The organism is Bacillus sp. 16GRE42 (assembly GCF_019837435.1).
GTDB lineage: Bacteria > Bacillota > Bacilli > Bacillales > Bacillaceae_G > Bacillus_A > Bacillus_A wiedmannii.
The window spans coordinates 284255-307126 of sequence record NZ_JADAXF010000004.1 but is presented as its reverse complement, the minus strand read 5'-3'; the positions used below and the strand labels follow the sequence as shown (position 1 = coordinate 307126).

The window sequence follows — 22872 nt, the reverse complement described above, 5'->3', positions numbered from 1 at the left end:
AAAAGAATGTAATATGTAATTTGTTTTCAGAAAGTTTTATACAATTTTTATATTAAACTATTAAGTTATAAAGGGAGAGAGAATATGGTACCAAATACGGTTCGTACTCCAAGCAAGAAGAAGAAATGGATTATTATCGGGGTTATTGCACTAATTGTTATTGTAGCGGCGGTTAATATTTTTATTATGCAAGGCAAGAAGAAGGGGGCATCAACATCTGCTGATGCTGTGAGCTTTGAGAAGGTAACGGAGCGAAAGCTTAATAATACGAAATTAATTTCTGGCCAGGTGAAACCAGGGAATATTGAAAGTTTCTATGCGGATCCGACTAAAGGGAAAGTGAAAGATATTGCAGTGAAAGAAGGACAAGAGGTAGAGAAAGGTACGAAGTTATTCTCTTATGATAATGAAGAGATTAACTTGCAAATGAAGCAAGCTGAGCTTGATCAGAAGATGGCGGATATGCGTTATGATCAAGGGAAGAAGAAGATTGATTCGTTGAAGAAAGAAATTAAGAAGGCAAAGGATAGCGGAGCTGGGAAAGAAGTAACGGATCCGATGGACGAGCAAGTAAGTGAGTTAGAGATGGCACAAAAGACAACTGATCTTGAGAAAGAAAAAGGGAAGTTGCAGAAAGAAGAGTTAAGTAAAAAGCAGAAAGAGCTTACGATTTATAGTAATTTTACTGGTGTCGTTCAAAAGTTAGATAAAGATGCGGCGCAAAGTTCATCTCAAGCGTTAGGTGGTCAAGGGAAAGCATTTTTACAAGTGGCGTCTAAAGATCCGTTCCAAGTGCAAGGGACGTTAACTGAGCTTCAGAAGTCACAAATTCAACCAGATCAAACATTTACTGTAACTGCTAAAGCAAATAATAAGAAGAAGTGGACAGGTAAAATTACAGAGGTAAGTGAATTCCCAACGAGTGCAGAGATGGCTCAAGCTGGTGGTATGGGTGAAGCGACTCAAAATATGTCTCAATATACATATAAAGCAAGTCTTGATAGTCAAGATGGTTTATCTCCAGGTTATCATGTTTCATTGCAAGTAAATTTAGAGAATAAGACGATGATTGCTGTTCCAACTAAGAGCATTGTAGAAAAAGATGGTGATGCATTTGTTTATGTTGAGGATAAAGGAAAGCTTCGTAAACAAAATGTGAAAAAAGGTTCTACTGATGGAGACTGGACAGAGATTGTTGAAGGCGCAAAAGTGGGGCAAAAGGTGGTTAAAAATCCTTCCGACGACGTGTATGACGGAATGGAAGTGAAAGAGAAATGATTACGTTAAATAATATTGCTAAAACGTATTATCAAGGAAAATTGGCAGTGCCAATCTTACATGATATTAGTGTAACAATTCAAAGCGGTGAGTTCGTTTCGATTATGGGACCGTCTGGTTCTGGTAAATCAACGCTTATGAATATTATCGGTTGTTTAGATCGTCCGACAGAAGGCGAATATATGCTGAATGATGTGAATATCTTAACAGCAGACGAGTCAAAGCTTGCTTTAATTCGTAATGAATATATTGGCTTTGTGTTTCAGCACTTTAATTTGCTTCCACGTCTTTCGGCAGTAGAAAATGTTGAACTTCCGCTCGTATACGGTGGTGTGAAGAAAGCAGAGCGTCGTCAAAGGGCTCTGGACGCGCTTGGTAAAGTCGGTTTGTCAGATAGGGTTCACCATTTGCCGAATGAATTATCAGGTGGACAGAAGCAGCGTGTAGCGATTGCAAGGTCGATTGCGAATAATCCAACGTTCATTATGGCTGATGAGCCTACTGGCGCGCTTGATACGAAGTCTGGTGAGCAAGTGATGAATATTTTCACGAAGCTTAATGCAGAAGGTACAACGATTGTTATGGTTACGCATGAAGAGGAAGTAGCAGCGTATTCTTCCCGCCGTATTGTACTGCGAGATGGGAAAATTACAGAAGATAGAAGGTGTGCGGTATGAGTTTACTAGATAGTATAAAAATTGCCCTATCTTCTATTTTAGCTCATAAACTGCGTTCGGCATTAACGATGCTCGGTATTATTATCGGCGTTGGTTCTATTATTACTGTCGTTGCGATTGGGCAAGGCGGGGAAGCAATGCTGAAGTCGAAATTCGCAGGTTCTGGTGGTAATAACCTTATGCCAATTCAATTTAAACCAGATATGAATGATGAGTTTGCTATAGGCGGATTTGAAATACCGAAGTTAACGGAAGAGGATATTTTAGAAGTAAAACAAGTGAAAGATGTTTCACATGTTATTACGACAAATTCGACGACAGAGATACTAGATGTAAATGATAAAAAAGCAAATCTGAATGTTATTGGTCTTGATAATGAATATTTTGCGGTTAATAAAGTAAAGGTCGTAAAGGGACGTACTTTAAATGAATCAGATATTTCTCATGCAAATAACGTTGTGATGATTAGTACAAAAACAGAAAAGACGTTATTTAAGGACGTAAACCCAGTTGGGCAAATTATTGAGATGAAAGGACAACCGATGCAGATTGTCGGTGTGTATACATCTGATAATGAGTTTATGGGATTTGAAATGGAAGAAGCGTTAATCCCCCTTACATTATGGCCTGTTTTATTCGGAACAGATGATATTCAAAATATCGCAATTCAAGCTAAAAATGTAGACGATTTAGAAGCAGCTGGTAAACAAGCTGTTGATGTATTAAATAGTCGTAAGCCAAGTGAAATTCCAGGTAAATATGAACTAGTGAATTTAAAAGAATTCCAAGAAAATGTTTCTAAAGTAACTGGTATTATGACGATGATTATCGGTGGTATTGCGGGTATTTCATTAGTCGTTGGTGGTATTGGTGTTATGAACATTATGCTTGTATCTGTAACGGAGCGTACGCGCGAAATCGGGATACGTAAAGCACTTGGGGCAACACGTAGTAAAATTTTATTACAGTTTTTAATTGAAGCAGTTATGTTAACACTTCTAGGTGGTTTAATCGGAATTGGTCTTGGATATGGCGGGGCCTATATCGTTTCCACATTTGCGAAATGGCCACCACTCGTTTCATGGGAAGTTGTCGTTGGAGGCGTACTATTCTCTATGACACTTGGTATTATTTTCGGATTAATTCCAGCGAACAAAGCTGCGAAATTAGATCCAATTGAAGCATTACGTTATGAATAAGTTAGTAGTGTAATAGAGAGGGAGCTCTCTACTACACATTACCGTTCTAGTGGGCGGTTCGTAGCCTCTATGTTGAGGAAGTGAACCGCCCGTTAGAACGGGTTATATAAATAGAAGGAGGCGTTATAATGGAAGCGAATTTGAATACGCAAAAAGCTGGTGGAGAGAAGCCATCATTGTTCGGAATGATTACTTCTCCTGGTTTACAGTTTGAGAGAATGAAGACGACTGAGAAAGTTTGGGGTATGTTCTTCATAGTTGCGCTATTACAAGGACTTGTAGGTGGTTTAAATTCGTATATTACGTATACATCACCTGAGATGATTGAAATGCAAAAGAAATTAGGTGGTGCACTTGCAGAGCAGGGCTCGCTTGTATCAAATTTAATTTCTAGTACGATATGGGGGATAGTAGGTGTTATGATTGCAACATTCGTTGTTGCAGCTATTTATAAAGTGTTTATGATGTTTTACGGGAATGATACTTCTTATAAAAAAATAGTAATGATTATTGTATACACGGATATTATTGTTATTATTGGTGGACTCATTAATGGTATTATAGCTTTAATTTTAGGTGCTGCACCAACTGCGTATACAAGTTTAGGTCCGTTATTTGAGAAAGGCTCACTTGCATATGGAATCGCTAATTCAATTGAAGTGTTCTATTTATGGAATTTAGTTTTAATTTGGTTAGGATTACAAGTTACAGCAGGATTAAGTAAAGTGAAAGCAGCTATTCCAATTATCGTTTTATTCATTATTAAGGCGGTATTCTTAGCTGCGATTGTTGTATTGATGGCAAAGTTTTTACCTGGTTTGCCGGTATAATATGATTGGACTAAAAGGTGACTCTCCCAAGAGTCACCTTTTTTATTTTTACCCTTATTTCAAATAAGACAAGCAGAATTTCAAATTCTACTTCATGTAATTTCAAATTTCGGCGGTAGTATTTAAAATTACTCACAGTGAAATCGCTTCTTTATTTTTATATTGTGGAGGTACCGGCGGAATAACAAAGAGGTATACCTTTTAGAAACAGGTACTGTGTGAAGCCAGCGACTTTTACAGAGACAGTTGTTTTGTATGAAGGAATGATTGTAAATCAAATAAAGAAGCTAGGTATTTATCAAGATCATGAAGAGTATTATCAATGTGGTTTAATTGGCCTTTGGCATGCGTATGAAAGATTTGATGCGGAGAAGGGCTGTTTCCCTGCATATGCAGTTGTAACGGTGCGTGGTTATATATTGGAAAGGTTGAAGAAAGAGTCTGCCTTGCAAGAAAGGAATGTTTACGTAGGTGAATATGAGGAGATTTTTTCATTTGAAGATGTTGGATTGAGAGTACAGGATTTTATGAGTGTATTAGATGAGAAGGAGAAGTATATTATTTTCGAACGTTTTTTTGTAGGGAAGACGATGGGAGAGATCGCTAGCGAGATGGAAATGACCTATTATCAAGTGAGGTGGGTGTATCGGCAAGCACTTGAGAAAATGCGAAATAGCTTAAGAGGATAAATAGGATTATAAGAATGGAAGGCAAAGGATATTGCTTTCCATTCTACTTATTCTGTTAAGGTAGTAAATGTAATAAGAGGTTTTTAAAGTGTAGTGAATCTTGCATGTTCATACGTGATAATACGTATCCAGCTTTTAATAATTGCTGTTTTAACTTATGGGGACTGATATGTATTGTTGTAGTAGTGCCATTTGAAAAATGAATGTTAGCTTTTTTACTCTTTTTGAAAAATTCTATGTCATCTATATGGTTATAAAATAGCCATATACAGTTTGGAGAAGAAGGAGATTCTGTTGGAAAAGCACAAATATATTCTCGATGATTAATCGGAATTGGGACATTTTGTTTAAATTTAAAGTTTGTTTGGACTGCATTACGTCTGCCTTGATAAGTAGAATGAACATTGGTTAGACAAGATTGCTTGATGAGTTGGAGAGCGGTTTGACAGGAGTAAAGATGGTTCCCGCTACTGTCAATAATTTTGGTGCGATAAGAAGGGTGCTTGTAAGGTTCCAGCATCATTGTAGAATTAGAAATAATAATATCATTTTCGTCATTCATAATTTTGATTCCTCCCTTATAAATGATTTTAATTCCAAATATAATTATATACGAATTAAGTAAAGTGAATGTTAATATTCCGTTTCATATTGTAAATTTTGGCTATTCGTTTACAATCAATAGATGTTAGTCTTTCTAATTTGCATCGCTTGTACATATATATGAAAATAGAAAAGAGTAGGCGGTGAGATAGTATGAAGAAAAGGTATATTATTATGGCTCTAGTTGTTGTTCTTCTAGTATATTTAGCAAATAGTAATCCGAGTAAAGGAGAATATACGGACTGGGCAGCAAAGCAGTTTATGAAACGTAATGATGTAAGTAAGAAGCTAGACGAAGTTCAAAAAGAAAATGAAGAGGGCCTCCTTGGCGATTTAGCATCGGCTGGTAAGAAGTTGGCGAAAAAATATGTTGAGCCACAAGTTGGATTATTAATCGAGAATTATACAAAGCGAAATGATTATATTTTCTTCTCAACATATACGACCGAGTTTGATATAGGCGGAGAGCACTATAAATATGTATGCGTCGGTTTTTCAAAAATCTTTATTCCGATTGAAATGCCGAAGAAAAAAGACGAATCTGCAAAATGAAGCAGATTCGTCTTTTTGTTTATAAGGTAATAGGAACTTCAGATACATTCTTTTCTACGAGACGGGCTCCTTTTTTTCGGGTATTATCATTAATTGTTGAAAATACAGATGAGGCAAGGATGGTATCCATTACTTGATTTACGACGTGTGCATCGACAGGTGTAATAGGTTTCTCGATAGAAAAAACAACTGTTTTTCCATCTTCTTTCGCGAAAATTAATTCTAGTACTTGCATACGTTATTTCCTCCTTTTTATTTATCCCGCTATATTGCGAGTAGGGTGTTGGTTCATACTTAGTGGGGGATGAACACCCCCACTGAGTACAGTTTAACCTTATAGGGTAGAAAGATCTGATGTGCTAACAAGCTGTATAGCGTGAAGCGGTGCTGCTTGTAAAGAAGCAAGAGCACGTGCTACGTTGTGTACTTGCTCTAAGTTTGCGTTTGTTTTAACACGCTTAAATTGTTTTTGCTTAAAAGCTGTTTTTCCGTTCTTATCTAATCCATTGTTTAAGACAAGACGTAAAGTTAAGTCCGTTACGATTGTTTCGACTGCCATGTTTATCACCCCCTTTCACTTTATAAATAGGTTGCAAATGTCATGTTTTGGCGTGAAATTTATTTTTTTTTTTGGTACTCTTAAAAGATTAAGAGAGGGGCTTCGGAAGAATGAAACGTAAATGGTTATTTTGGATTCCTGTTTTACTATGGATGGGGTTGATTTTCTATTCCTCGGCACAACCATATAAAAAGCAGGATATGCGCTCGGATATTGAACAATATGTAAATGTGGAGTTTGTGAAAGAGCATTTTTCATGGGTATCTATTGATTATGGCGGTGGTACACCTGTTAGCATTGCAAATAAAGGTGTAGGCGGATTTATTGAGTTTTTCCTTCGTAAAGGTGCTCATTTTATGGTGTTCTTTATGCTAGGTTCATTGACGTATTATGCTTTTCATCGATCGGGTCATTCGAGAAAACGGTGCTTTATATACGCTCTTCTTTTCGTTGCGGGATATGCAACATTTGATGAAATTCATCAATGGACTACGGGAGATCGTACACCGATGTGGCAAGATTCATTACTGGATACGTGCGGCGGATTAACAGGGATTATAATAAGTAATTGGTTTTGGAATAGAAAAAGAAGCTAATCTTTTGAGATTAGCTTCTTTTGTTTATACACCAAGTAATTCTTTTAGTTCATCTGTAGATAGTTCGGTCATCCAACTATCGGTTGTAATGACAGCGTTGTTTAATGATTGTTTTCTTTCTAACATTTCATCAATTTTCTCTTCGAGTGTCCCCGTTGTAATCAGTTTATGAACGTGAACGAAGCGTTTTTGACCAATACGATATGCGCGGTCTGTTGCTTGGTTTTCTACAGCTGGATTCCACCAACGGTCGTAGTGAATGACATGGTTGGCAGCGGTTAAGTTTAAGCCAGTTCCACCTGCTTTTAACGATAAGATGAAAATGTCATACGTTCCGTTTTGGAATTGCTCGATCATTTTGTCACGTTCTTTCTTCGGTACACTACCGTTTAAGAAGAGGACGCGCTGACCGAAATGTTCTTCTAACACATTTTTTAGCATGTTCCCCATACCGATGTATTGTGTGAAGATTAAACAACTTTCATTTTGATCTTTTATATTTTCAATTAGTTCCATTAGGGTGCTTGTTTTCATGGAACGTTCGATTATGTCTTTTGGTTCTGTTTCTTTTAAATAAAGAGCGGGGTGATTACAAATTTGTTTAAGTTTGTTCAGCATGAGTAATATAAATCCGCGTCTTTCAATCCCGCTTAATCCTTCTACATTTTGCAATGTATCTTGAACAAGTTGTTCATATAAGGAAGCTTGTTCACCAGTAAGTGGACAGTAAGCTTTCTGTTCTTGTTTATCTGGTAAGTTTAATGCGACGGTTTGATCTTTTTTCGTACGACGCAGTAAAAACGGCGAGATAAAACGTTGAACTTGTTGGATTTTTCCTTCGTCACGGTCCTTTTCAATCGGTGAGACGAAGCGGCGCTGGAATTGTCCTAAGCTGCCGAGATATCCATGATTAATGAAGTCGAAAATAGACCAAAGCTCGGCAAGTCGGTTTTCCATCGGTGTACCGGTTAAAGCGATTTTGTGATTTGCTGGCAAGTTTCGTACTGCTTTCGATTGTTTCGTATGTGGGTTTTTAATATTTTGTGCTTCATCCAAAATAACAGCATCCCAGCATAACGTACTAAGTTCCTCTTCATCAAGCTGAGCTAATGCATAAGATGTTAATACAACATCTGCTGATTGAAGGAAGTCTTTAAATAATTCGCCTTTCGCTCGGTTACTTCCATAATGTAACTGAACGCGTAAATTTGGTGCGAAACGCTCAAATTCTTTTTGCCAATTTCCAAGAACAGATGTCGGTGCCACGATTAAAGCAGGGCCTGTTTGGAGATTGTTCTCTTTTATATATAGTAAGTAAGTGATCGTTTGAATGCTTTTTCCAAGTCCCATGTCGTCAGCTAATAATGCTCCGAATCCAAGCTTTCTTAAATATAATAACCACTCAATGCCATGTTGTTGATACGGACGGAGTGTTGCGTTTAGTGCAGAAGGAACATCTACTTTTGGAATATCTCCAATGTGCAATAGTTTTTGGAATAGCTCTTCATAATATCCATCTAGCTCGATTTCAATATCGGTAAATGGACTATCTTCTTCTACAATTTCTGTTTCAGCAGTGTTTGATAAATGTTGCTGAAGGACATCTTTCATTTCTAGTCCATATTTATCGGCACGGTTCATAAGCTTTCGTACTTCTTCAATAAAGGCTGGATCCAGTCTCATCCATTGACCATTTATATTGAATAACCGTTTGTTTTGTTCAACGAGTTCGAAAAATTCGCTTTCGGATAAATCAATGCCGTTCGTTGAAATGCGCCAGTCAAAGTTAACGAGTGTATTCATGCCGAAGAAAGATTGCGTTTGCGTGGCATTTTGCTTCAACTGCACACGTAATTTTGGTTTTGTCGCTTTTAAATTTTGCCACCAGGATGGCAGTAAAATCGTAATACCTGCAGCGAGTAATTCGTTACTTGCTTCTGTTAAGAAGTTCCACGCTTCTGTTTCAAAGAGCTCACTTCGGAATGTATCGCCTTCTTTTAACCACGGTACGAGCTTACTGAATCCTTCTTGTGTTTCAAGAATACGTTCTTCATAATCGTGCCATCGTTTTGGCAAAGAATCGATACTTTCATATACATATATGCGATGTGCCCCGCGCTTTGGTGTAACAATTGTCTCAAGCTTCCACATTTCAAATTCTTCTTGCGGCTCTTGTAGCCGTAGTCCGATTGTAAAGGGAAGGTCATCTTCAATGTAACCAATTTTTCGAAGCCAATCTTCTTCATGTAGTGCTGCATCCAATTGTCTTTTCGTAAAGTCGTAATGTTCATAAAGTCTCTTGGCATCTTCCCATCCATCGTTTGAACGGTTATCTTGTAATATGCTTTCATTTACCGCGGCGGAGAAAAGAGATGCCAATGTGTCATCTTCAATTGGGCTATTTTGCACTTTCCAAGATGGTTGCTGAGACCAACGCTCCATATCAGGTACGAAGCTACCGCTTGTGAAGGCATCCCATAATTCATTCGCATCTTTCGTAAGTGCTGTAATAGGGCCATTCATTTGAATATGGGCAAAGGAGTTCATCGGTTTATTAGCGATGTATTCAAATGCTTGTGCGTTTGTTAGCATAACACCTTGTTTTCCTTCAAAGGTCGCTTCTTTTAGAAACGTGCCGTAGAAGGAGGTAGAGTGCCATGTAAATGCATTTCGTTTCCAACTTGTTACGGATAATGGAGTACCGCTGTCATCTTCTCCCCAAAGGAACCAACCTTGACTAACGTGCTGGAGCCTAATTGTTACTTCAGTTTGATTGATCATCAATTAATTTTCCTTTCCGTAATTCCTCTTGTAGTGCACGCAGACGTGAATGTAAGTTTGCGATGTGAATAATGAAAGCATCCCATTCATCAGTACGCTTTAATCGTTTATATAATGTACGTAATTTCTTTAAGTAACGAACTGCACGTCTATATGATTTGCGGTTTCGCTCTTCAATGGCCTCGGTAGCAGCAAGGTGATAAAGAGGAAGGGCTGCTTCTGGTGCTTCCTTTTCAATATCTTTCAGTGGCTCTTTCAAAAGTTCAATTGCTTCAAACCCATGTAAGAGCTGAAGTTCTGCCCATGTACGATATTGCTTTTTCGCGAGTACGTATTGCTCATAGTTTGCGAAACTATATGGTAATAGTTCTTGCAAAATCATTTCGAGTCCGGCTTGTTCATTTGTATGGTTTGCATACGTTTCATACATGATGACAAATAAGCGAACGATATCTTTTATGAAAATCGTATTTTCGTGCTCATGTATCGTTTTCTTCACTTGTTTATACGTAAAGGAAAGCCAGTTTTTCGCACGATCCCACTGCATTGTATTTAATAGCTCTTCTAACCAATAGAAGTACAGACTTACAACAGAAGCAGGCTGTTTCTTTAGTAAGTCCATAGCTATTAGGTCTTCGTCATTTAAAAAGAGTAGATGAGAAGATGCTAATGCTTTGGAAAGTGGATTGATTTTCGTATCGATTCGCTTTTCTTCTTCTTGCAGTTTCTCTTTATTGTGTAAGAGTTCACTCCATATGTGACGATAAATAAAAAATCTTTCTTGCGTATAGGCGTCGGTGGAGAAGAATACTTCGTGAACGAGACGAGCTGTTTCTTGCAAAATTGCTTCAGACTCTGAAGGAATCGCTTCTGATTGTAAGTCCCGAACGATGGATTCCACTTTATCTACAAATAAGCGAACGACGTTAACAGGCTGGTGATAAGAATACGTTTTATTTGCTTCGAAGTCCTGAATTTCTTCTAATAATTTTTGAAAGCAATAAAGCGCTGCATGTAGCCTGAACAACTCATGTATCACAACGATACGCGGAGCTTTCCGCTCCAGTTTCGTATAGAAGTCTGTAAAAATACTCATAAGAAAATACATTTGTTTATAAGTAAGCCGAGCTTGTTCTTTTTTAAATGATTCATATTCGTTGTCAAAATACGATTGCCAACTTTTATAATCCGTTTCTTCAAACGCTGATGATTGCAATACTTGTCTTGCAGTTCGAATAGGAGGAAGGGAAGGTTTCGTATTATTTTTAAATAAAGTTAATACATCTCCTACTTGCCCGAAACTAGATGCTGCAGATAGTAAAACAGCGAGCATATGCTCACATTGCGTTGGTGCAAAGCAATCGCAATAGCTTTCAGCGACGTTACGAATCGGGATATGGACGCTATATACGCTGCCTCCAGCATCTACAGTTCCTGATAGCGTATAACCATCAAAGTCAACGTTGTAGACAACACCACTACGATATAGGTGCCGAGCTGTAGCGACATGTTCCTGATCAGCTGTTTGCTGTGGATCTAGTCCTTGAACGAACTCATTCGCAATCATCATAATTTCATCTTTCGTAATTGAGTGTTGCAGCATAATATTCCTCCGTACACATATTTCTTTCCTTTACCATTATAAACAAAAAATGCTCAAAACAGAAAAAATGAAATTTGGATTACATAAATTGAAAATCATGGTAATATATATAATGTTAATTTCGCATATTACTATATATGTATAGGGGGAGAAATGATTTGTCAGATTTACAGACGAAGTTAGGCAGTGGAATGAATAAGTTACAAGAAGGAATTGAGCAAGGGAAGATGAAGTTACAAGTTGCGCAAGAAATCGCTCAACTGAAAAAAGAAATGCAAGTGCAAATGCAGAAAAAGGCAGAGGTTCTATTAGAGATTGGACAACGAGTCTATGTTCAATTAAGAGGAAATGGAGTAGATGAAGCGAGCTTAAAAGAAATGATTGCTCCAGTTCAAGAATTTGATGTAGCTATTTATCAAGCAAGAAAACGCATTGTTGAACTGCAAAAGCAACAAGGCGAGAAAGCTACATGTGAATGTGGTGGACCTTTATCAATAAATGATAAGTTTTGTGGTTCGTGTGGAAAGCCTAATCCAATGTTAGCGATAGAAAATGAAGGTGAAACGACAAATTGTATTTCATGTAATGAACATATCGATCAACACTCTACTTACTGTCCGGTTTGTGGAATTAAGCAAAGTGGGGAGTGAATTAGATGTATTGTCGCACATGTGGAAATCAACATGGTGAAGAGGTAAACTATTGCCCTAATGAAGGAAGTATGGAGATTGCAGGAGCTATAGATGCAGTAACGTTAGAACAAGATACTGCAAAATACTGCAAAGGTTGTGGCGGTGAAAATGCTCAGCAAAATTTATATTGCCAAAAGTGTGGGCATTCCTTATTTATTGTGAAGAAAAAAGAACAATCTATTAAATTGCCTACAATGGACGGTACTCCTGAAGTTAAATTTACAGCAGATAAAGCCGTTTTAAAAACAGGTTTTATTGGTGGGATTGTTGCAAGTATTCTCATGTTAATTGCTGGTTGGATTGGTAGTGTATTATTTGCTTCTATATTAAGTGAGATGTTTAGTAAATTTGCGAAAGAATTAGAAATGTTGCCAAGCTTTTATTCAAGTGCAACTTCTACGATGTTAAGTTATCATTTACTTGGTTTTACAGCTAGCGACGAGAGTGGATTGATATTTTCTTTATCTTGGCATACTCCATTTACATTACTATTAATTATTCCATTTATGATTTTCGCTGGTACAGGAATTTGGTTAGGAAAGCAGCGTGTTGCAAAAACGATTAAGGATCAAATCTTTATAGCAGCAACAGTTGGTATTATTTATGGTGTCTTTTTATTCATTATAAGTTTTATAGCATCACAATCTTTCGCAATTCCATTCTCAGAAGCAGGTAAGATTACGGTTGGCTATTCAGCGATTAAGAGTTTATTGAGTGGTTTTGCATGTGGGACATTATTTACCTTAATAGGATTTATTGCTCATACAAGCAAAAATAATATGGCAGCAGCATTTCAAGAGTTAATGCCATATGGAGCGTCTGTTTATTACGGTATTTCAGCCATGATAAAAGGACTTTTAATAACAGCAGTAGTGGTTTGTATTATGGCGTTAGTAAATAAGGAAGACAGTATTGAACCGTTAAAAGAAATAACAACTTTAAAATCTGAAAGTACATTATTAGCATTAGAGTTAACACCTCAATTATGGAGTATGGCTCATTTTGCTCCGTTAGAAGTATCAAGTCCAGCACTTAGTAAGGAGTTTACTGGAATTGGTAAGAAATCAAAATCATCTGAGAGCACATTATCATTTTCATTTATATCAGGCATCTCTGTAAATGGCGTAGTGGTTAGAGATATAATGATTTCAAAAGGAGCAAGTCAGGAAAGCCTTGCTGAATTTGATGAAGTGAATAACGTATTCCATTACGGTTTATTACTGCTTATTATTCCATTGTTCCTTATGTTTAGAGCGGGAAGAAAGTTAGCTGAATTATCGACTGCCAATATATATATTACATTAGTAGTATGCAGTGGTTCTTACACGATTATGATGATTGTAATGAATATGATTTCTAAGTTCCAAATTGATGTTTCAGGGACTGTAACAAGTTTGTTTGGAACAAGTGGAACGGTATTATCTATGCAAAATTCATTTGTATATTTAACTATATGTAGTTTTATTGTGACATATGTAGCAGCATTTGTTGGAATGAAGTTAGCTAAAAAGTAGGAGGAGAGCACGTTGAAGTTTTGTGGAACATGTAAAAAGAACGTTGCAGACCATTTGAACTTTTGTCCCGAGTGTGGGAGTAAAGTAGAAGTAATCGTCGATAACACCGCCGCTTCATATACAGAAGTGCAAAGCGAGACAAAACCAGCCAAAAGTAAGAAAAATTTATTTTTAATCATTGGTTTCGCCATCATTGCCATTTTATTATTTGGGGCATATAAATTTGGAGCATACAAGTTTTCAAAAGAAAAGCAAATAAATGTAATGATTGAAGCATTCCAAAAGAAAGATATTACTGCAATTGATGAGTTTGTGAAAGCGAATGATTCAAGCTTAAAGATTAAGACAGAGGATATTAAAGCGTACATGCGTTACTTAAAAGAGAACCCTTCTTACAATAAACAATTATTGTCTTATTTACAGAAAGAGACAGTAGATCAAAAGTTAACAAAGGATAAAAATTCGTTTAAAGATGGGGAAATTGTAGAAGAGGGAAAAGAGTGGTTCTTATATCCAAAGTATAAGTTTAGCATGAAATCTTATTATATGAGTGTTAGTACAACTGCAAAGAATGCGGAAATATATGTGAATGATAAAAAAGAAACAGAACTTTCTAGTGATAAAACTTCGAAAGAGTTGGGACCATACTTCCCAGGTACGTATGTTGTCAAGGCAACAGCGAAGACAGAACTTACTGAATTAGAAACAGAGAAAGAAGTAGATTTAGCAGATGAACAGGGCGAGAAAGTGAATGTAGATTTATCACTTGAAGGAAAGTATGTAAGCATTTCTTCTGATGAAAATGATGCAACCGTATTTGTAAATGGTAAAAAACGTGGGAAATTAAGTTATGGTAATTATAAACTGGGTCCTGTATCCACAGATGAAACAGTAGAAGTACATTTAGAGAAAACTACTGATTTTGGTGTAATAAAATCTGAAAGTATTAAAATTGGAGACCAAAGCACGTATTACTTAAAATTCCCGAAAGAAACATCAAGCTCAGCAGTGGGTGATTTTGTACGAAATCACATTTATAATAACGTACGTGCGATTTCGTTAAATGATTTTAGTTTAATTGAAAATGATTATGATAAGAGCGGGAAATCGTACAAGGAAGACCGTGATTACATACAGTATCTACACAAAAAAGGAATTACAGAAGACTTATTAACGATGGATGTTCGTAATGTAGAACGTCAAAGTGCTACGAAATATAAAGTAACGACATATGAAGAGTACCATATTCGTTACGGTGATGGGTCTGTAAAGTTCAAAAGTTTTAATAATGACCATATCGTTACTGTTAATGGAAATGGAAAGGTGCTATATCATTCTCTGGGTGCCAATGATACGTTGAAATCAGAGGAAGTATCTGGTCCGACTCGTTAATAAAAGAGAGAGGTTGTTCAATATTGTTGAACAACCTCTTTTTTATAGTTTACTTCTTTTGTGAATTTTTGCCGGTAAAATGATATCCCTTTTTTACAATTATGAGCGCGTTTCCTTTAATATCGCTTGCACATATGGATCATGTAATATTTGTTCTATAATTGGTAACATGTTTTGTTTGAATGGAATATCAATAGGGAATGGCTTTTGAGAGCCGGGTTTGATTCCATATTGGACAATTTTGTAATGTGTATTTTCTTCAGAGCTGAGCACAACTAATTTATATCTATTGTCATCGCCAGCGAGTGAAAAGTCGATGGAAGTAGCGTCGTATGTTACTTCATCTTTATATATATACGGTTTTGGGGTACCGATCCAGTCTATTTTTGCTTGTACATTCATGAACATAACCTCCTTATAGTTATTATAAAAAAATAAAAGCCAGCTCTCAACAAAGAGAACCGGCTTTAGCAGTCATTGGTTATTTTAAAATTTTCACTTTAACAGTTTTGCGTCCCCATTTTTGAGCAGCGCTATCTGATCCAAGTAGGATGTCGATACGGTTACCTTTAATTGCACCGCCAGTATCTCCAGCGATAGCTTCTCCGTAACCTTCTACCCATACTTTAGATCCTAATGGGATTACTTTCGGATCAACAGCGATCATTTTCATGTTTGGGTTCGCTGTTAAGTCATGACCCATTGCAGTTAATACACGGCCACCGTATGTGCCACCGTTTTCGCTCGGATGAGCTGTATATGCTGTAGCTACAACTGTTAACTCACGACCACCAGAAGGTGTGCTAGTTTCAGCAGCTTTCACAGCAGGCTTAGCAGCTGGTTTTGCTTGTGCTGCAGGTGCTTGTGCTTTAGCTGGTGCTACAGTTTTAGCAGGAGCAGGTTGTTCTTGTTTCTCAATAACAGGCGCTGTGCCTGTTAAGAAAGGAACGTGAACATAAGCTGTTTTCCCGTTATATTCAAATTGTAACCACTCATTTTGTACTTGGTTCGTTGTTTCGATCATATCGTCTTTCTTCAACGTTCCAAGAATTTCTGAGTTTGTGTTCGCTTCAGCACGTACATTTAATACGTTAGCTGTTACATAGTAAGAGTTCTTTGTAAACTCTGCACTTACGAATGCGTCTTTACCATCTAATTTGATTTGTGACCATCCGTTTTCTGTATTTAGAACATCTAATTTATGACCATTCTGTAATTTACCGACAACTTTTGATTCAGTAGTAGGGTTTTCTCGTACGTTTAGTACGTCTGTTGTTACAACAGTTTCTGCATTAGCAGATGCGGTGAAAATCCCAAGACCAAAAACTGCTGCTGTTGCTATTCCAATTAATTTTTTCATGATAGCCTCCATTGCGTTTGTTTTCGTGTCCTCATTATAGCAACAGATTTTTTCGGATTTCGGGAAAACACACAATTACAAACCATTCGTAATCAGTCGTTAACATCCTGTAATATAACAAAAGATATAGGAAAGCGTTTTTCATTCTATGTGATTAGTAGGTTTCTACTTATATTCAAAATATTTAATACAACATATATTTTTCGGCGTAAATAAAAATATTACAGGAGTGTTACATAATATTTACTAAACGATTACATTCCTTGAGTATTTTGCCGTTTTATGGGTAATATAGTTATATAAACATAAACATTTCGTTTGTGAAACTATAAACACGTGCTATATACTAGCAAAAAAACCGCATAATTGTTACAAAAAGAAAGGGTTGCAAGGAAGAAAAATGCCCTTTTTTACATCTGTAACACATCCTTTTTTGGGAAAATACATTCCCATCCGCATTTTTCTCACACAATTTGACAGCAGTATTTCGATCTTGTAGCTCTTGCAGAGTGAAAAGGTTATACGGAAGGTAAGGCTGTCCATAAGAATTCGAATTGGTGAAGGTGAAAGTAAGAAAATCACCGTAAAATTATAGTTTTCTATCCGATTTTACATATCGGAATTTATGTTATTTACAAAAGTGAAACCTACGAAGGGGGATTTGATGAGGAAACTGACAAAAACATTCATCGTATCATTAACATTATGTATTGCATTTACACTTTGGGGGATTATTCCCGAATCTATTATTGGAAAAGGTAGCTTAGGAAATGTAACAACCGCAATTCAAACTGCATTAGTTAGTAAGTTTGGATGGTTCTATATTATTTCTGTTTCTATTATATTAGGTGTGTCTATCTTTTTAATTGTTTCGAAATACGGTTCTATTCGTTTAGGTAAAGATGATGATGAACCTGATTATAGTTATATGACATGGTTTGCTATGCTATTTAGCGCTGGTATGGGTATTGGTTTAGTTTTCTGGGGCGTTGCCGAACCATTAAACCATTTGTACGCACCTCCGTTTGGAGAAGGTGCAACTGAGGAAAGTGCGCGTCTTGCACTACGTTTTTCATTTTTCCATTGGGGATTACATCCGTGGGGACTATATGCATTTGTAGCGCTGTGTATTGCTTACTTTACTTTTAGAAAAGGAAAAGCAAGTACGATTAGTGCGACAGTAGGTCCGTTATTTAAAGGCGGAGAGCATGGACGTATTGCTCATTCATTTGATGTGTTAGCTGTTTTCGCAACTGTGTTTGGTGTTGCAACATCATTAGGTCTTGGTGCGAAGCAAATTGCAGGTGGTGTTAGTTATTTAACATCTATCCCGAATTCATTGCCGACACAGTTAGTTATTATTGCAATCGTAACCGTTCTTTTCATGTTATCTGCGCAAACAGGTCTTGATAAAGGAATTAAATATTTAAGTAATGCGAATATTATTTTGGCGTTTGCACTTATGATTATTGTATTATTTGCAGGTCCAACAAACTTTATTATGAATTACTTCACTTCAACAATCGGTTCTTATATTCAGGAATTGCCAAGCATGAGCTTCCGTTTAAGTCCATTAGATGAAGGCGGAAATCAATGGATTCAGTCATGGACAATTTTCTATTGGGCATGGTGGATTGCATGGTCACCATTCGTAGGTACGTTTATTGCCCGTGTTTCACGAGGACGTACGATTCGTGAGTTTGTTATCGGTGTGTTACTCGTACCGACTGTAATCGGTGCGCTTTGGTTCTCTGTTTTCGGCGGGACTGGTATTCATATGGAGCTGTTTGGTGATGCTCATATCTTCGACAAAGTGAAAGAGATGGGAACAGAAGTAGGGTTATTCGCTATGTTTGATCAGATGGGAAGCTTTGGATCAGCTTTATCGGTATTAGGTATTCTGCTTATTGCAACATTCTTTATTACATCTGCAGACTCTGCGACATTCGTTTTAGGGATGTTAACGACACATGGTAGTTTAAATCCACCAAACCGCATTAAAATGGTTTGGGGTATCGTTTTAGCATCGATAGCTTCTACCTTATTATATGTTGGTGGATTAGAAGCACTGCAAACAGCAGCTATTATTGCGGCATTCCCATTCGTCTTCGTTATTTTCTTTATGATGGCAGCATTATTTAAAGAGTTACAAAAAGAGGGGCGTATGAAGCGTCATTAATAATAGAAGGAAAAAGGGCTGATTATGTATCAGCTCTTTTTTATATAGAAGGAATTTTAAACACAAGTAAGGGAAATAAAATACTTTACTATATAAGTAGTATGCCTTTTATATAAAGAAAAATCGATACATTTCGACAAATTACGATATTTTGTAAATTCTATTCATATTTTTGACAAAAAATTGTCGGAAATGTGTTGTCACGTTTATGTATATGTGCTATATTATTTCCTGTAAGCGATTTCAAATAGTTTTAAAGCGCATTCAAGGGGGACATCTAGAATAATGAAACGTTACGAAAGAAAGTGGAAGCATATTTGTTTGAAACGTGTGGCACATCGTAGTGTCCAAGAAAGCACGGAACCTAAGACTGAAACGCGCAAAGAACAGCAAGAGAAGCAATTGGTTCTACAAAAATAGCAATCACTTTTTCGTATATAAATGAAGGTCAATCGTTCGTTGGGGGATGGACGTGAAATTACTTTCAGCTAAGGGGTATTGTCTGATATATAATTTATACGGCAATAAATCAGCACAGAGCATACGGCGCTCTGTGCTGATTTTTATTTTGTAAATAAAAATCAGTGGGAGAACCCCACTGATTAAAGTTTTACTTTTCTTTTTTGAATCGAACTGTTTTATCCCAGCCAATGACTTGTTTCTTGCTCTTCGCACGTAAGTATAAAATTAAGCTGCGAATGAATAAGTACGTAAAGAGCTGTGCGTACGTAAAGTACATGATAACACTAATAAAAATATTAGTTGGTGTAAAGGTTCGTTCCACACTCTGGGCACTAAATAATTGAGAAACGTATGTAATATATGCGACATACCACATAAATAGTAGCGGAATGCTATATTGAATTTGGAATATCCCGAGTAACCCAATTACAAACCAAACGTTCGAAATGATTAAGAATAGCCAAAATACAACATACACTAAAACTTGTTGTAAGGAATGGACGAGAAGTTTTCCTTTAAAGAAACTTAAGGAAGAAAACATTTTTTCTAAAATGTACAAGTTCCCTTGGAGCCAACGTGTACGCTGCTTAATAAGGATCCTTAAATGCTCGGGTTCTTGTTCCCATGTAATCGATTCTGGAACGATTGGTAAGAGATAGCCTTTTTGTGTAATTCGTAATGTTAATTCAGCGTCTTCTGCAATTGCATACGGGTCATAGCCGCCAAGTTCTTCTAATGCAGAGCGACGAAGAAGCATATTTGTTCCTGTTAGTGAACCTGTTTGGAATAGTAACCAGCGTCCGGATTGCATAAGGAGCTGGAAGATTTGAAATTCTAATGAAATCATTCGTGTTAGCCAGTTTCTATTTTCATTTACAGTACGAACGTGACCAACAGCTCCAACGGCATCCTCGGTTGTTTCAGCGTGTTCTACAAGCATTCGCAGAGCATGTGGTTCAGGCTGGTTATCTGCATCATACACACAGAAGTATTCACCATCTGAAATACTAAGACCATAGTTTAATACACGTGATTTCCCTTTTGGTTCACCCGCCGGAACACGAATGTGACGAATATGAGCATAAGCTTTGTCAAAATCGTCACCAATTTCAGGTGTCTCATCTTGCGAATTATCGTTTAATAAATAAACAGTTAGTTTACCTGGATATTCAATCTTCGCCATTGCCTCTAAAGTATCTTTAATAACGACACCTTCATTGTGGGCAGGTATTAAAATGTCGACGCTTGGATAATGTTCTAGCGTACGATCTTTTCGTTTACTATTTCGGTGAACTAAACCTGCGAGTGTTAAGAAAGAATAGTAAACAAGTAAGGCAGAGAATAGAAAGGCTGTAAAAATAAGTATATACTTAATCGAAAATGTGATGCTAATCCAAAACACGAGTACGCAAAATAGAAGGAATAAAAGAAGTATAACGAGTGTCATCATAATAACGTCTGTCCTTTGTTCCCAATTTGCTCGCGTGAAATTTTTATATCTTGGATCGCTTCAGCAGCAAGCCATTGCTCCATTTTTGGCTTTAGGCGATTCATTACAATGTCAGCACCGGCTTCATTTGTGTTTTGTAATAAAATAACGAGCTTATTATTATCATATTCAGCAGCAAGGTCAAAGTCAGCTCTTATTGTTTCAACTAATAATGAAGCTACACGGTCCATAACACTTTCCTTCGTATATTTACTAAAGGAAGTAAAGTCAAAATAAATAATAACGCCTGTTTCATTACGGCGATTCATTGCATTTATTAATAATGCTTGTCGTCTTTCGAATTCTTTTCTTGTTAATAATTTTGATTCTCCAATGTATTGTTCTAACGTTCTCACACGTTCGGTTAATTCTTTATTTTCATGAATAACCTTCTTTAATAAATGAGTTGAGATATATACGATGAAGAAGTTTGCTGCCATTAGGAAGTGAGTAATAATGTATTCCCATTGTTCTGATGTACTCCATAAGTAAAGCCATGCTTGGTAGAACAGGTAGAATACCGAAATAATGGTTCCTAATATAAAGAGAACAAATGCGGTTTTATCAGTCAATAATAGAAATAGTACATTAACAATTACATATATAATTGTAAAAATGAGAGCATGCTCATATTGCGTTACATGTACAGTTGTAAAATAAAATAAAATTTGTAAAATCCACATAGAGAGGACTTTATAGAAGTTATCTTTCACAAAATTTTCCTCCTTAAAGGTAATTCATGCAAGGATACTTGTAGTATGCGCAATTATTAAGAAATAGACCGGATGACTAGGTTATTTTGGAGAGCAACCACAAGTAGTGTCTCTCTTTTGTAAGAAAAAATAAACAGACTTACTAATTATTGTATCATAATGTTCTTATATTTAAGCATAAAGTATTTAATATATACCGAAAAAATATACAACATATAATAAAAAGCCCCCTCTTTAGAAAGAGGAGACTTTGCATCATTTTATAGGAACATCATACCTGCAACTGCTGCATTTAAGAAGTTTGCTAATGTACCAGCGATAACTGCTTTAATCCCTAACTGTGCAATTTGTTTACGGCGAGTAGGAGCTAACGTTCCTGTTACACCTAATTGAATTGCGATAGAAGAGAAGTTTGCGAATCCACAGATTGCGAATGTTAAAATTAAGTTTGTTTTTGCAGAGAACTCTGCCATGTGTGGTCCTAAGTTTGCGTATGCAACGAATTCGTTGATTGCAAGTTTTTGACCGATAAAGCTTGCTGCTTGTACAGCTTCACCAGGAGAAACCCCGATTAAGATTGCAAATGGTGATAGTAAGTAACCGAAGATTAAATCAAGGCTAAGTTTAATATGGAACAGAGAGCCAATTAATCCTAATAGACCATTTAATAAAGCGATTAATGCGATGAAAGCCATTAACATTGCTGCTACGTTAATAACAAGTTGCATACCTTCAGATGCACCACGTGCAGCTGCATCAATAACGTTTGCATCTTCACGTTCTGTAGAAAGTTCAACGTTATTATCTACTTTTTCTGTTTCTGGCATAATTAATTTCGCAATTAATAAACTTGATGGAGCTGCCATAATTGCTGCTGCTAATAAGTGTTCTAACGGAATACCCATTGCTGCATAGCCGACAAGAACCGATCCGGCAACAGCTGTCATACCGCTTACCATAATAGTGAAGAATTCACTATTTGTTAAACGTGCTAAGTAAGGTTTGATTAAGATTGGAGCTTCAGTTTGTCCTAAAAATACAGTTGTTACTGAGTTTAAACTTTCTGCTTTAGATGTTCCAAGAAGTTTACTTAATGCGCCACCAACGACACTAACAAATTTCTGCATAATACCGAAATGATATAAGATTGCTACTAATGAACTAATAAATACGATTGGAAGTAGTGCTTGAATAAAGAAGACAAATCCCCAAGGGCCTTTTGCGTTGACTAAATCCCCAGCAACGAACTTAATTCCCTCGTAAGAAAAATTAATTAATCCTTGAACACCATCAGCAGCGTATTTTAAACCTGCTTTTCCGGCATCCCATCGTAATACGATAAATGAAAATGACATTTGTAATGCTAGCGCGATTAAAATTGTGCGCCAATTAATAGCTTTGCGGTTGGAAGATAGTAAAAAAGCAATTGCTAATACTCCAATCACGCCGCCAATTCCCCATAAAAGATTCATGCAGTGTATGCTCCTTCCTCATAGTAAAAAAGTGTATAAACCAGTTGTCTATACTTTTGCGAATATAACATCTTAAGTAACTTATCATAATGGACATCGGAGGTCAAACGTCTAACAAAAAGTTTAAATAAAAAGAAAATTCTTCAAAAAAACACATATAAAATGATTAGACATGAAATAGGTTATGTTTTTTATGTGAAAATATACATTATGATAACGTTATGGAGTGTTT

The 22872-nt window shown here is 36.6% G+C and carries 21 protein-coding genes; 11 read left to right on the top strand and 10 right to left on the bottom strand.

Going from position 1 to position 22872, the window contains the following annotated elements; translation table 11 throughout:
- Positions 1-84 precede the first annotated feature (84 nt).
- From ILS93_RS22060 to ILS93_RS22040, 5 genes are all read left to right on the top strand, one after another.
- A complete protein-coding gene (locus ILS93_RS22060) occupies positions 85-1278 on the top strand; it encodes an efflux RND transporter periplasmic adaptor subunit (protein ID WP_088047773.1) in 1194 nt (397 codons plus the stop codon).
- Positions 1275-1955, top strand: a complete 681-nt coding sequence (locus tag ILS93_RS22055) for an ABC transporter ATP-binding protein (RefSeq protein WP_064476150.1) — start codon at positions 1275-1277, stop codon at positions 1953-1955. The genes ILS93_RS22060 and ILS93_RS22055 overlap by 4 nt, the downstream gene beginning before the upstream one ends.
- Positions 1952-3154, top strand: a complete 1203-nt coding sequence (locus ILS93_RS22050; RefSeq protein ID WP_000054368.1) for an ABC transporter permease — start codon at positions 1952-1954, stop codon at positions 3152-3154. The genes ILS93_RS22055 and ILS93_RS22050 overlap by 4 nt, the downstream gene beginning before the upstream one ends.
- Before the next feature lie 128 nt (positions 3155-3282).
- A complete protein-coding gene (yknW, locus tag ILS93_RS22045; protein ID WP_064476151.1) occupies positions 3283-3984 on the top strand; it encodes a YknW family membrane protein in 702 nt (233 codons plus the stop codon).
- A 218-nt stretch (positions 3985-4202) separates the two neighbouring features.
- On the top strand, positions 4203-4673 hold the full coding sequence (locus ILS93_RS22040; RefSeq protein WP_064476152.1) for a sigma-70 family RNA polymerase sigma factor: 471 nt from the start codon (positions 4203-4205) through the stop codon (positions 4671-4673).
- A 55-nt stretch (positions 4674-4728) separates the two neighbouring features.
- Here the strand turns inward: ILS93_RS22040 and ILS93_RS22035 are convergent, their stop codons facing one another.
- Positions 4729-5235 carry a competence protein ComK gene (locus ILS93_RS22035; protein ID WP_098102999.1) on the bottom strand — a complete coding sequence of 169 codons (507 nt, stop codon included), beginning with the start codon at positions 5233-5235 and terminating at the stop codon, positions 4729-4731.
- Positions 5236-5429: 194 nt separating this feature from the next.
- Here ILS93_RS22035 and ILS93_RS22030 point away from each other — a divergent pair, with 194 nt between their 5' ends.
- Complete coding sequence (locus ILS93_RS22030; RefSeq protein WP_016085527.1) at positions 5430-5828, top strand: DUF4359 domain-containing protein; 399 nt, start codon at positions 5430-5432, stop codon at positions 5826-5828.
- 19 nt (positions 5829-5847) lie between these two features.
- Here the strand turns inward: ILS93_RS22030 and ILS93_RS22025 are convergent, their stop codons facing one another.
- The gene (locus ILS93_RS22025) at positions 5848-6063 is read right to left on the bottom strand and encodes a DUF2922 domain-containing protein (RefSeq protein ID WP_222661261.1); all 216 of its coding nucleotides are present in this window, start codon (positions 6061-6063) and stop codon (positions 5848-5850) included.
- A 99-nt stretch (positions 6064-6162) separates the two neighbouring features.
- Positions 6163-6387 carry a DUF1659 domain-containing protein gene (locus ILS93_RS22020; protein WP_149173770.1) on the bottom strand — a complete coding sequence of 75 codons (225 nt, stop codon included), beginning with the start codon at positions 6385-6387 and terminating at the stop codon, positions 6163-6165.
- A 110-nt stretch (positions 6388-6497) separates the two neighbouring features.
- Here ILS93_RS22020 and ILS93_RS22015 point away from each other — a divergent pair, with 110 nt between their 5' ends.
- The gene (locus tag ILS93_RS22015; RefSeq protein ID WP_098354932.1) at positions 6498-6983 is read left to right on the top strand and encodes a VanZ family protein; all 486 of its coding nucleotides are present in this window, start codon (positions 6498-6500) and stop codon (positions 6981-6983) included.
- A 24-nt stretch (positions 6984-7007) separates the two neighbouring features.
- On the opposite strand, the gene ILS93_RS22010 is transcribed toward ILS93_RS22015, so the two are convergent.
- Positions 7008-9764: a DEAD/DEAH box helicase gene (locus ILS93_RS22010; protein ID WP_154131440.1), complete on the bottom strand. Its 2757-nt coding sequence runs from the start codon at positions 9762-9764 to the stop codon at positions 7008-7010.
- On the bottom strand, positions 9748-11367 hold the full coding sequence (locus ILS93_RS22005; RefSeq protein ID WP_088047778.1) for an SWIM zinc finger family protein: 1620 nt from the start codon (positions 11365-11367) through the stop codon (positions 9748-9750). The genes ILS93_RS22010 and ILS93_RS22005 overlap by 17 nt, the downstream gene beginning before the upstream one ends.
- Before the next feature lie 158 nt (positions 11368-11525).
- On the opposite strand from ILS93_RS22005, the gene ILS93_RS22000 reads away from it, so the two are divergent.
- From ILS93_RS22000 to ILS93_RS21990, 3 genes are read left to right on the top strand one after another with little or no spacing between them, the layout of a single operon-like run.
- Positions 11526-12017, top strand: a complete 492-nt coding sequence (locus ILS93_RS22000) for a zinc ribbon domain-containing protein (protein WP_222661259.1) — start codon at positions 11526-11528, stop codon at positions 12015-12017.
- 5 nt (positions 12018-12022) lie between these two features.
- Entirely contained in the window at positions 12023-13573 is a 1551-nt protein-coding gene (locus ILS93_RS21995) for a hypothetical protein (protein WP_103655680.1), read from the top strand.
- A 12-nt stretch (positions 13574-13585) separates the two neighbouring features.
- Entirely contained in the window at positions 13586-14965 is a 1380-nt protein-coding gene (locus ILS93_RS21990; RefSeq protein ID WP_154131442.1) for a zinc ribbon domain-containing protein, read from the top strand.
- 99 nt (positions 14966-15064) lie between these two features.
- On the opposite strand, the gene ILS93_RS21985 is transcribed toward ILS93_RS21990, so the two are convergent.
- Both ILS93_RS21985 and ILS93_RS21980 read right to left on the bottom strand, forming a co-directional pair.
- Positions 15065-15367, bottom strand: coding sequence for a DUF3910 family protein (locus ILS93_RS21985; RefSeq protein ID WP_098103004.1), 303 nt, complete (start codon positions 15365-15367; stop codon positions 15065-15067).
- A 79-nt stretch (positions 15368-15446) separates the two neighbouring features.
- Positions 15447-16325 (bottom strand): cell wall-binding protein EntA, encoded by an 879-nt coding sequence (locus tag ILS93_RS21980; protein ID WP_002167369.1) that lies wholly within the window; start codon positions 16323-16325, stop codon positions 15447-15449.
- Positions 16326-16989: 664 nt separating this feature from the next.
- Here ILS93_RS21980 and opuD point away from each other — a divergent pair.
- Entirely contained in the window at positions 16990-18504 is a 1515-nt protein-coding gene (gene opuD, locus ILS93_RS21975; RefSeq protein WP_064476162.1) for a glycine betaine transporter OpuD, read from the top strand.
- Between the two features lie 610 nt (positions 18505-19114).
- Here the strand turns inward: opuD and ILS93_RS21970 are convergent.
- The 3 genes from ILS93_RS21970 to ILS93_RS21960 all read right to left on the bottom strand — a co-directional run bounded on the left by ILS93_RS21970 (position 19115) and on the right by ILS93_RS21960 (position 22640).
- The gene (locus ILS93_RS21970) at positions 19115-20416 is read right to left on the bottom strand and encodes a glycosyltransferase family 2 protein (protein ID WP_154131443.1); all 1302 of its coding nucleotides are present in this window, start codon (positions 20414-20416) and stop codon (positions 19115-19117) included.
- Positions 20413-21168, bottom strand: coding sequence for a GGDEF domain-containing protein (locus ILS93_RS21965; RefSeq protein WP_064476163.1), 756 nt, complete (start codon positions 21166-21168; stop codon positions 20413-20415). Before ILS93_RS21965 ends, ILS93_RS21970 begins: the two co-directional genes overlap by 4 nt.
- Positions 21169-21428: 260 nt before the next feature.
- Entirely contained in the window at positions 21429-22640 is a 1212-nt protein-coding gene (locus ILS93_RS21960; protein ID WP_064476164.1) for a NupC/NupG family nucleoside CNT transporter, read from the bottom strand.
- Positions 22641-22872: the final 232 nt, after the last annotated feature.

Coding starts and splice junctions, on each gene's coding strand:
- ILS93_RS22060 (WP_088047773.1), top strand. CDS start 85: ATGGTACCAAATACGGTTCGTACTCCAAGCAAGAAGAAGAAATGGATT.
- ILS93_RS22055 (WP_064476150.1), top strand. CDS start 1,275: ATGATTACGTTAAATAATATTGCTAAAACGTATTATCAAGGAAAATTG.
- ILS93_RS22050 (WP_000054368.1), top strand. CDS start 1,952: ATGAGTTTACTAGATAGTATAAAAATTGCCCTATCTTCTATTTTAGCT.
- yknW (WP_064476151.1), top strand. CDS start 3,283: ATGGAAGCGAATTTGAATACGCAAAAAGCTGGTGGAGAGAAGCCATCA.
- ILS93_RS22035 (WP_098102999.1), bottom strand. CDS start 5,235: ATGAATGACGAAAATGATATTATTATTTCTAATTCTACAATGATGCTG.
- ILS93_RS22030 (WP_016085527.1), top strand. CDS start 5,430: ATGAAGAAAAGGTATATTATTATGGCTCTAGTTGTTGTTCTTCTAGTA.
- ILS93_RS22025 (WP_222661261.1), bottom strand. CDS start 6,063: ATGCAAGTACTAGAATTAATTTTCGCGAAAGAAGATGGAAAAACAGTT.
- ILS93_RS22020 (WP_149173770.1), bottom strand. CDS start 6,387: ATGGCAGTCGAAACAATCGTAACGGACTTAACTTTACGTCTTGTCTTA.
- ILS93_RS22015 (WP_098354932.1), top strand. CDS start 6,498: ATGAAACGTAAATGGTTATTTTGGATTCCTGTTTTACTATGGATGGGG.
- ILS93_RS22010 (WP_154131440.1), bottom strand. CDS start 9,764: ATGATCAATCAAACTGAAGTAACAATTAGGCTCCAGCACGTTAGTCAA.
- ILS93_RS22005 (WP_088047778.1), bottom strand. CDS start 11,367: ATGCTGCAACACTCAATTACGAAAGATGAAATTATGATGATTGCGAAT.
- ILS93_RS21995 (WP_103655680.1), top strand. CDS start 12,023: ATGTATTGTCGCACATGTGGAAATCAACATGGTGAAGAGGTAAACTAT.
- ILS93_RS21985 (WP_098103004.1), bottom strand. CDS start 15,367: ATGAATGTACAAGCAAAAATAGACTGGATCGGTACCCCAAAACCGTAT.
- ILS93_RS21980 (WP_002167369.1), bottom strand. CDS start 16,325: ATGAAAAAATTAATTGGAATAGCAACAGCAGCAGTTTTTGGTCTTGGG.
- opuD (WP_064476162.1), top strand. CDS start 16,990: ATGAGGAAACTGACAAAAACATTCATCGTATCATTAACATTATGTATT.
- ILS93_RS21970 (WP_154131443.1), bottom strand. CDS start 20,416: ATGATGACACTCGTTATACTTCTTTTATTCCTTCTATTTTGCGTACTC.
- ILS93_RS21960 (WP_064476164.1), bottom strand. CDS start 22,640: ATGAATCTTTTATGGGGAATTGGCGGCGTGATTGGAGTATTAGCAATT.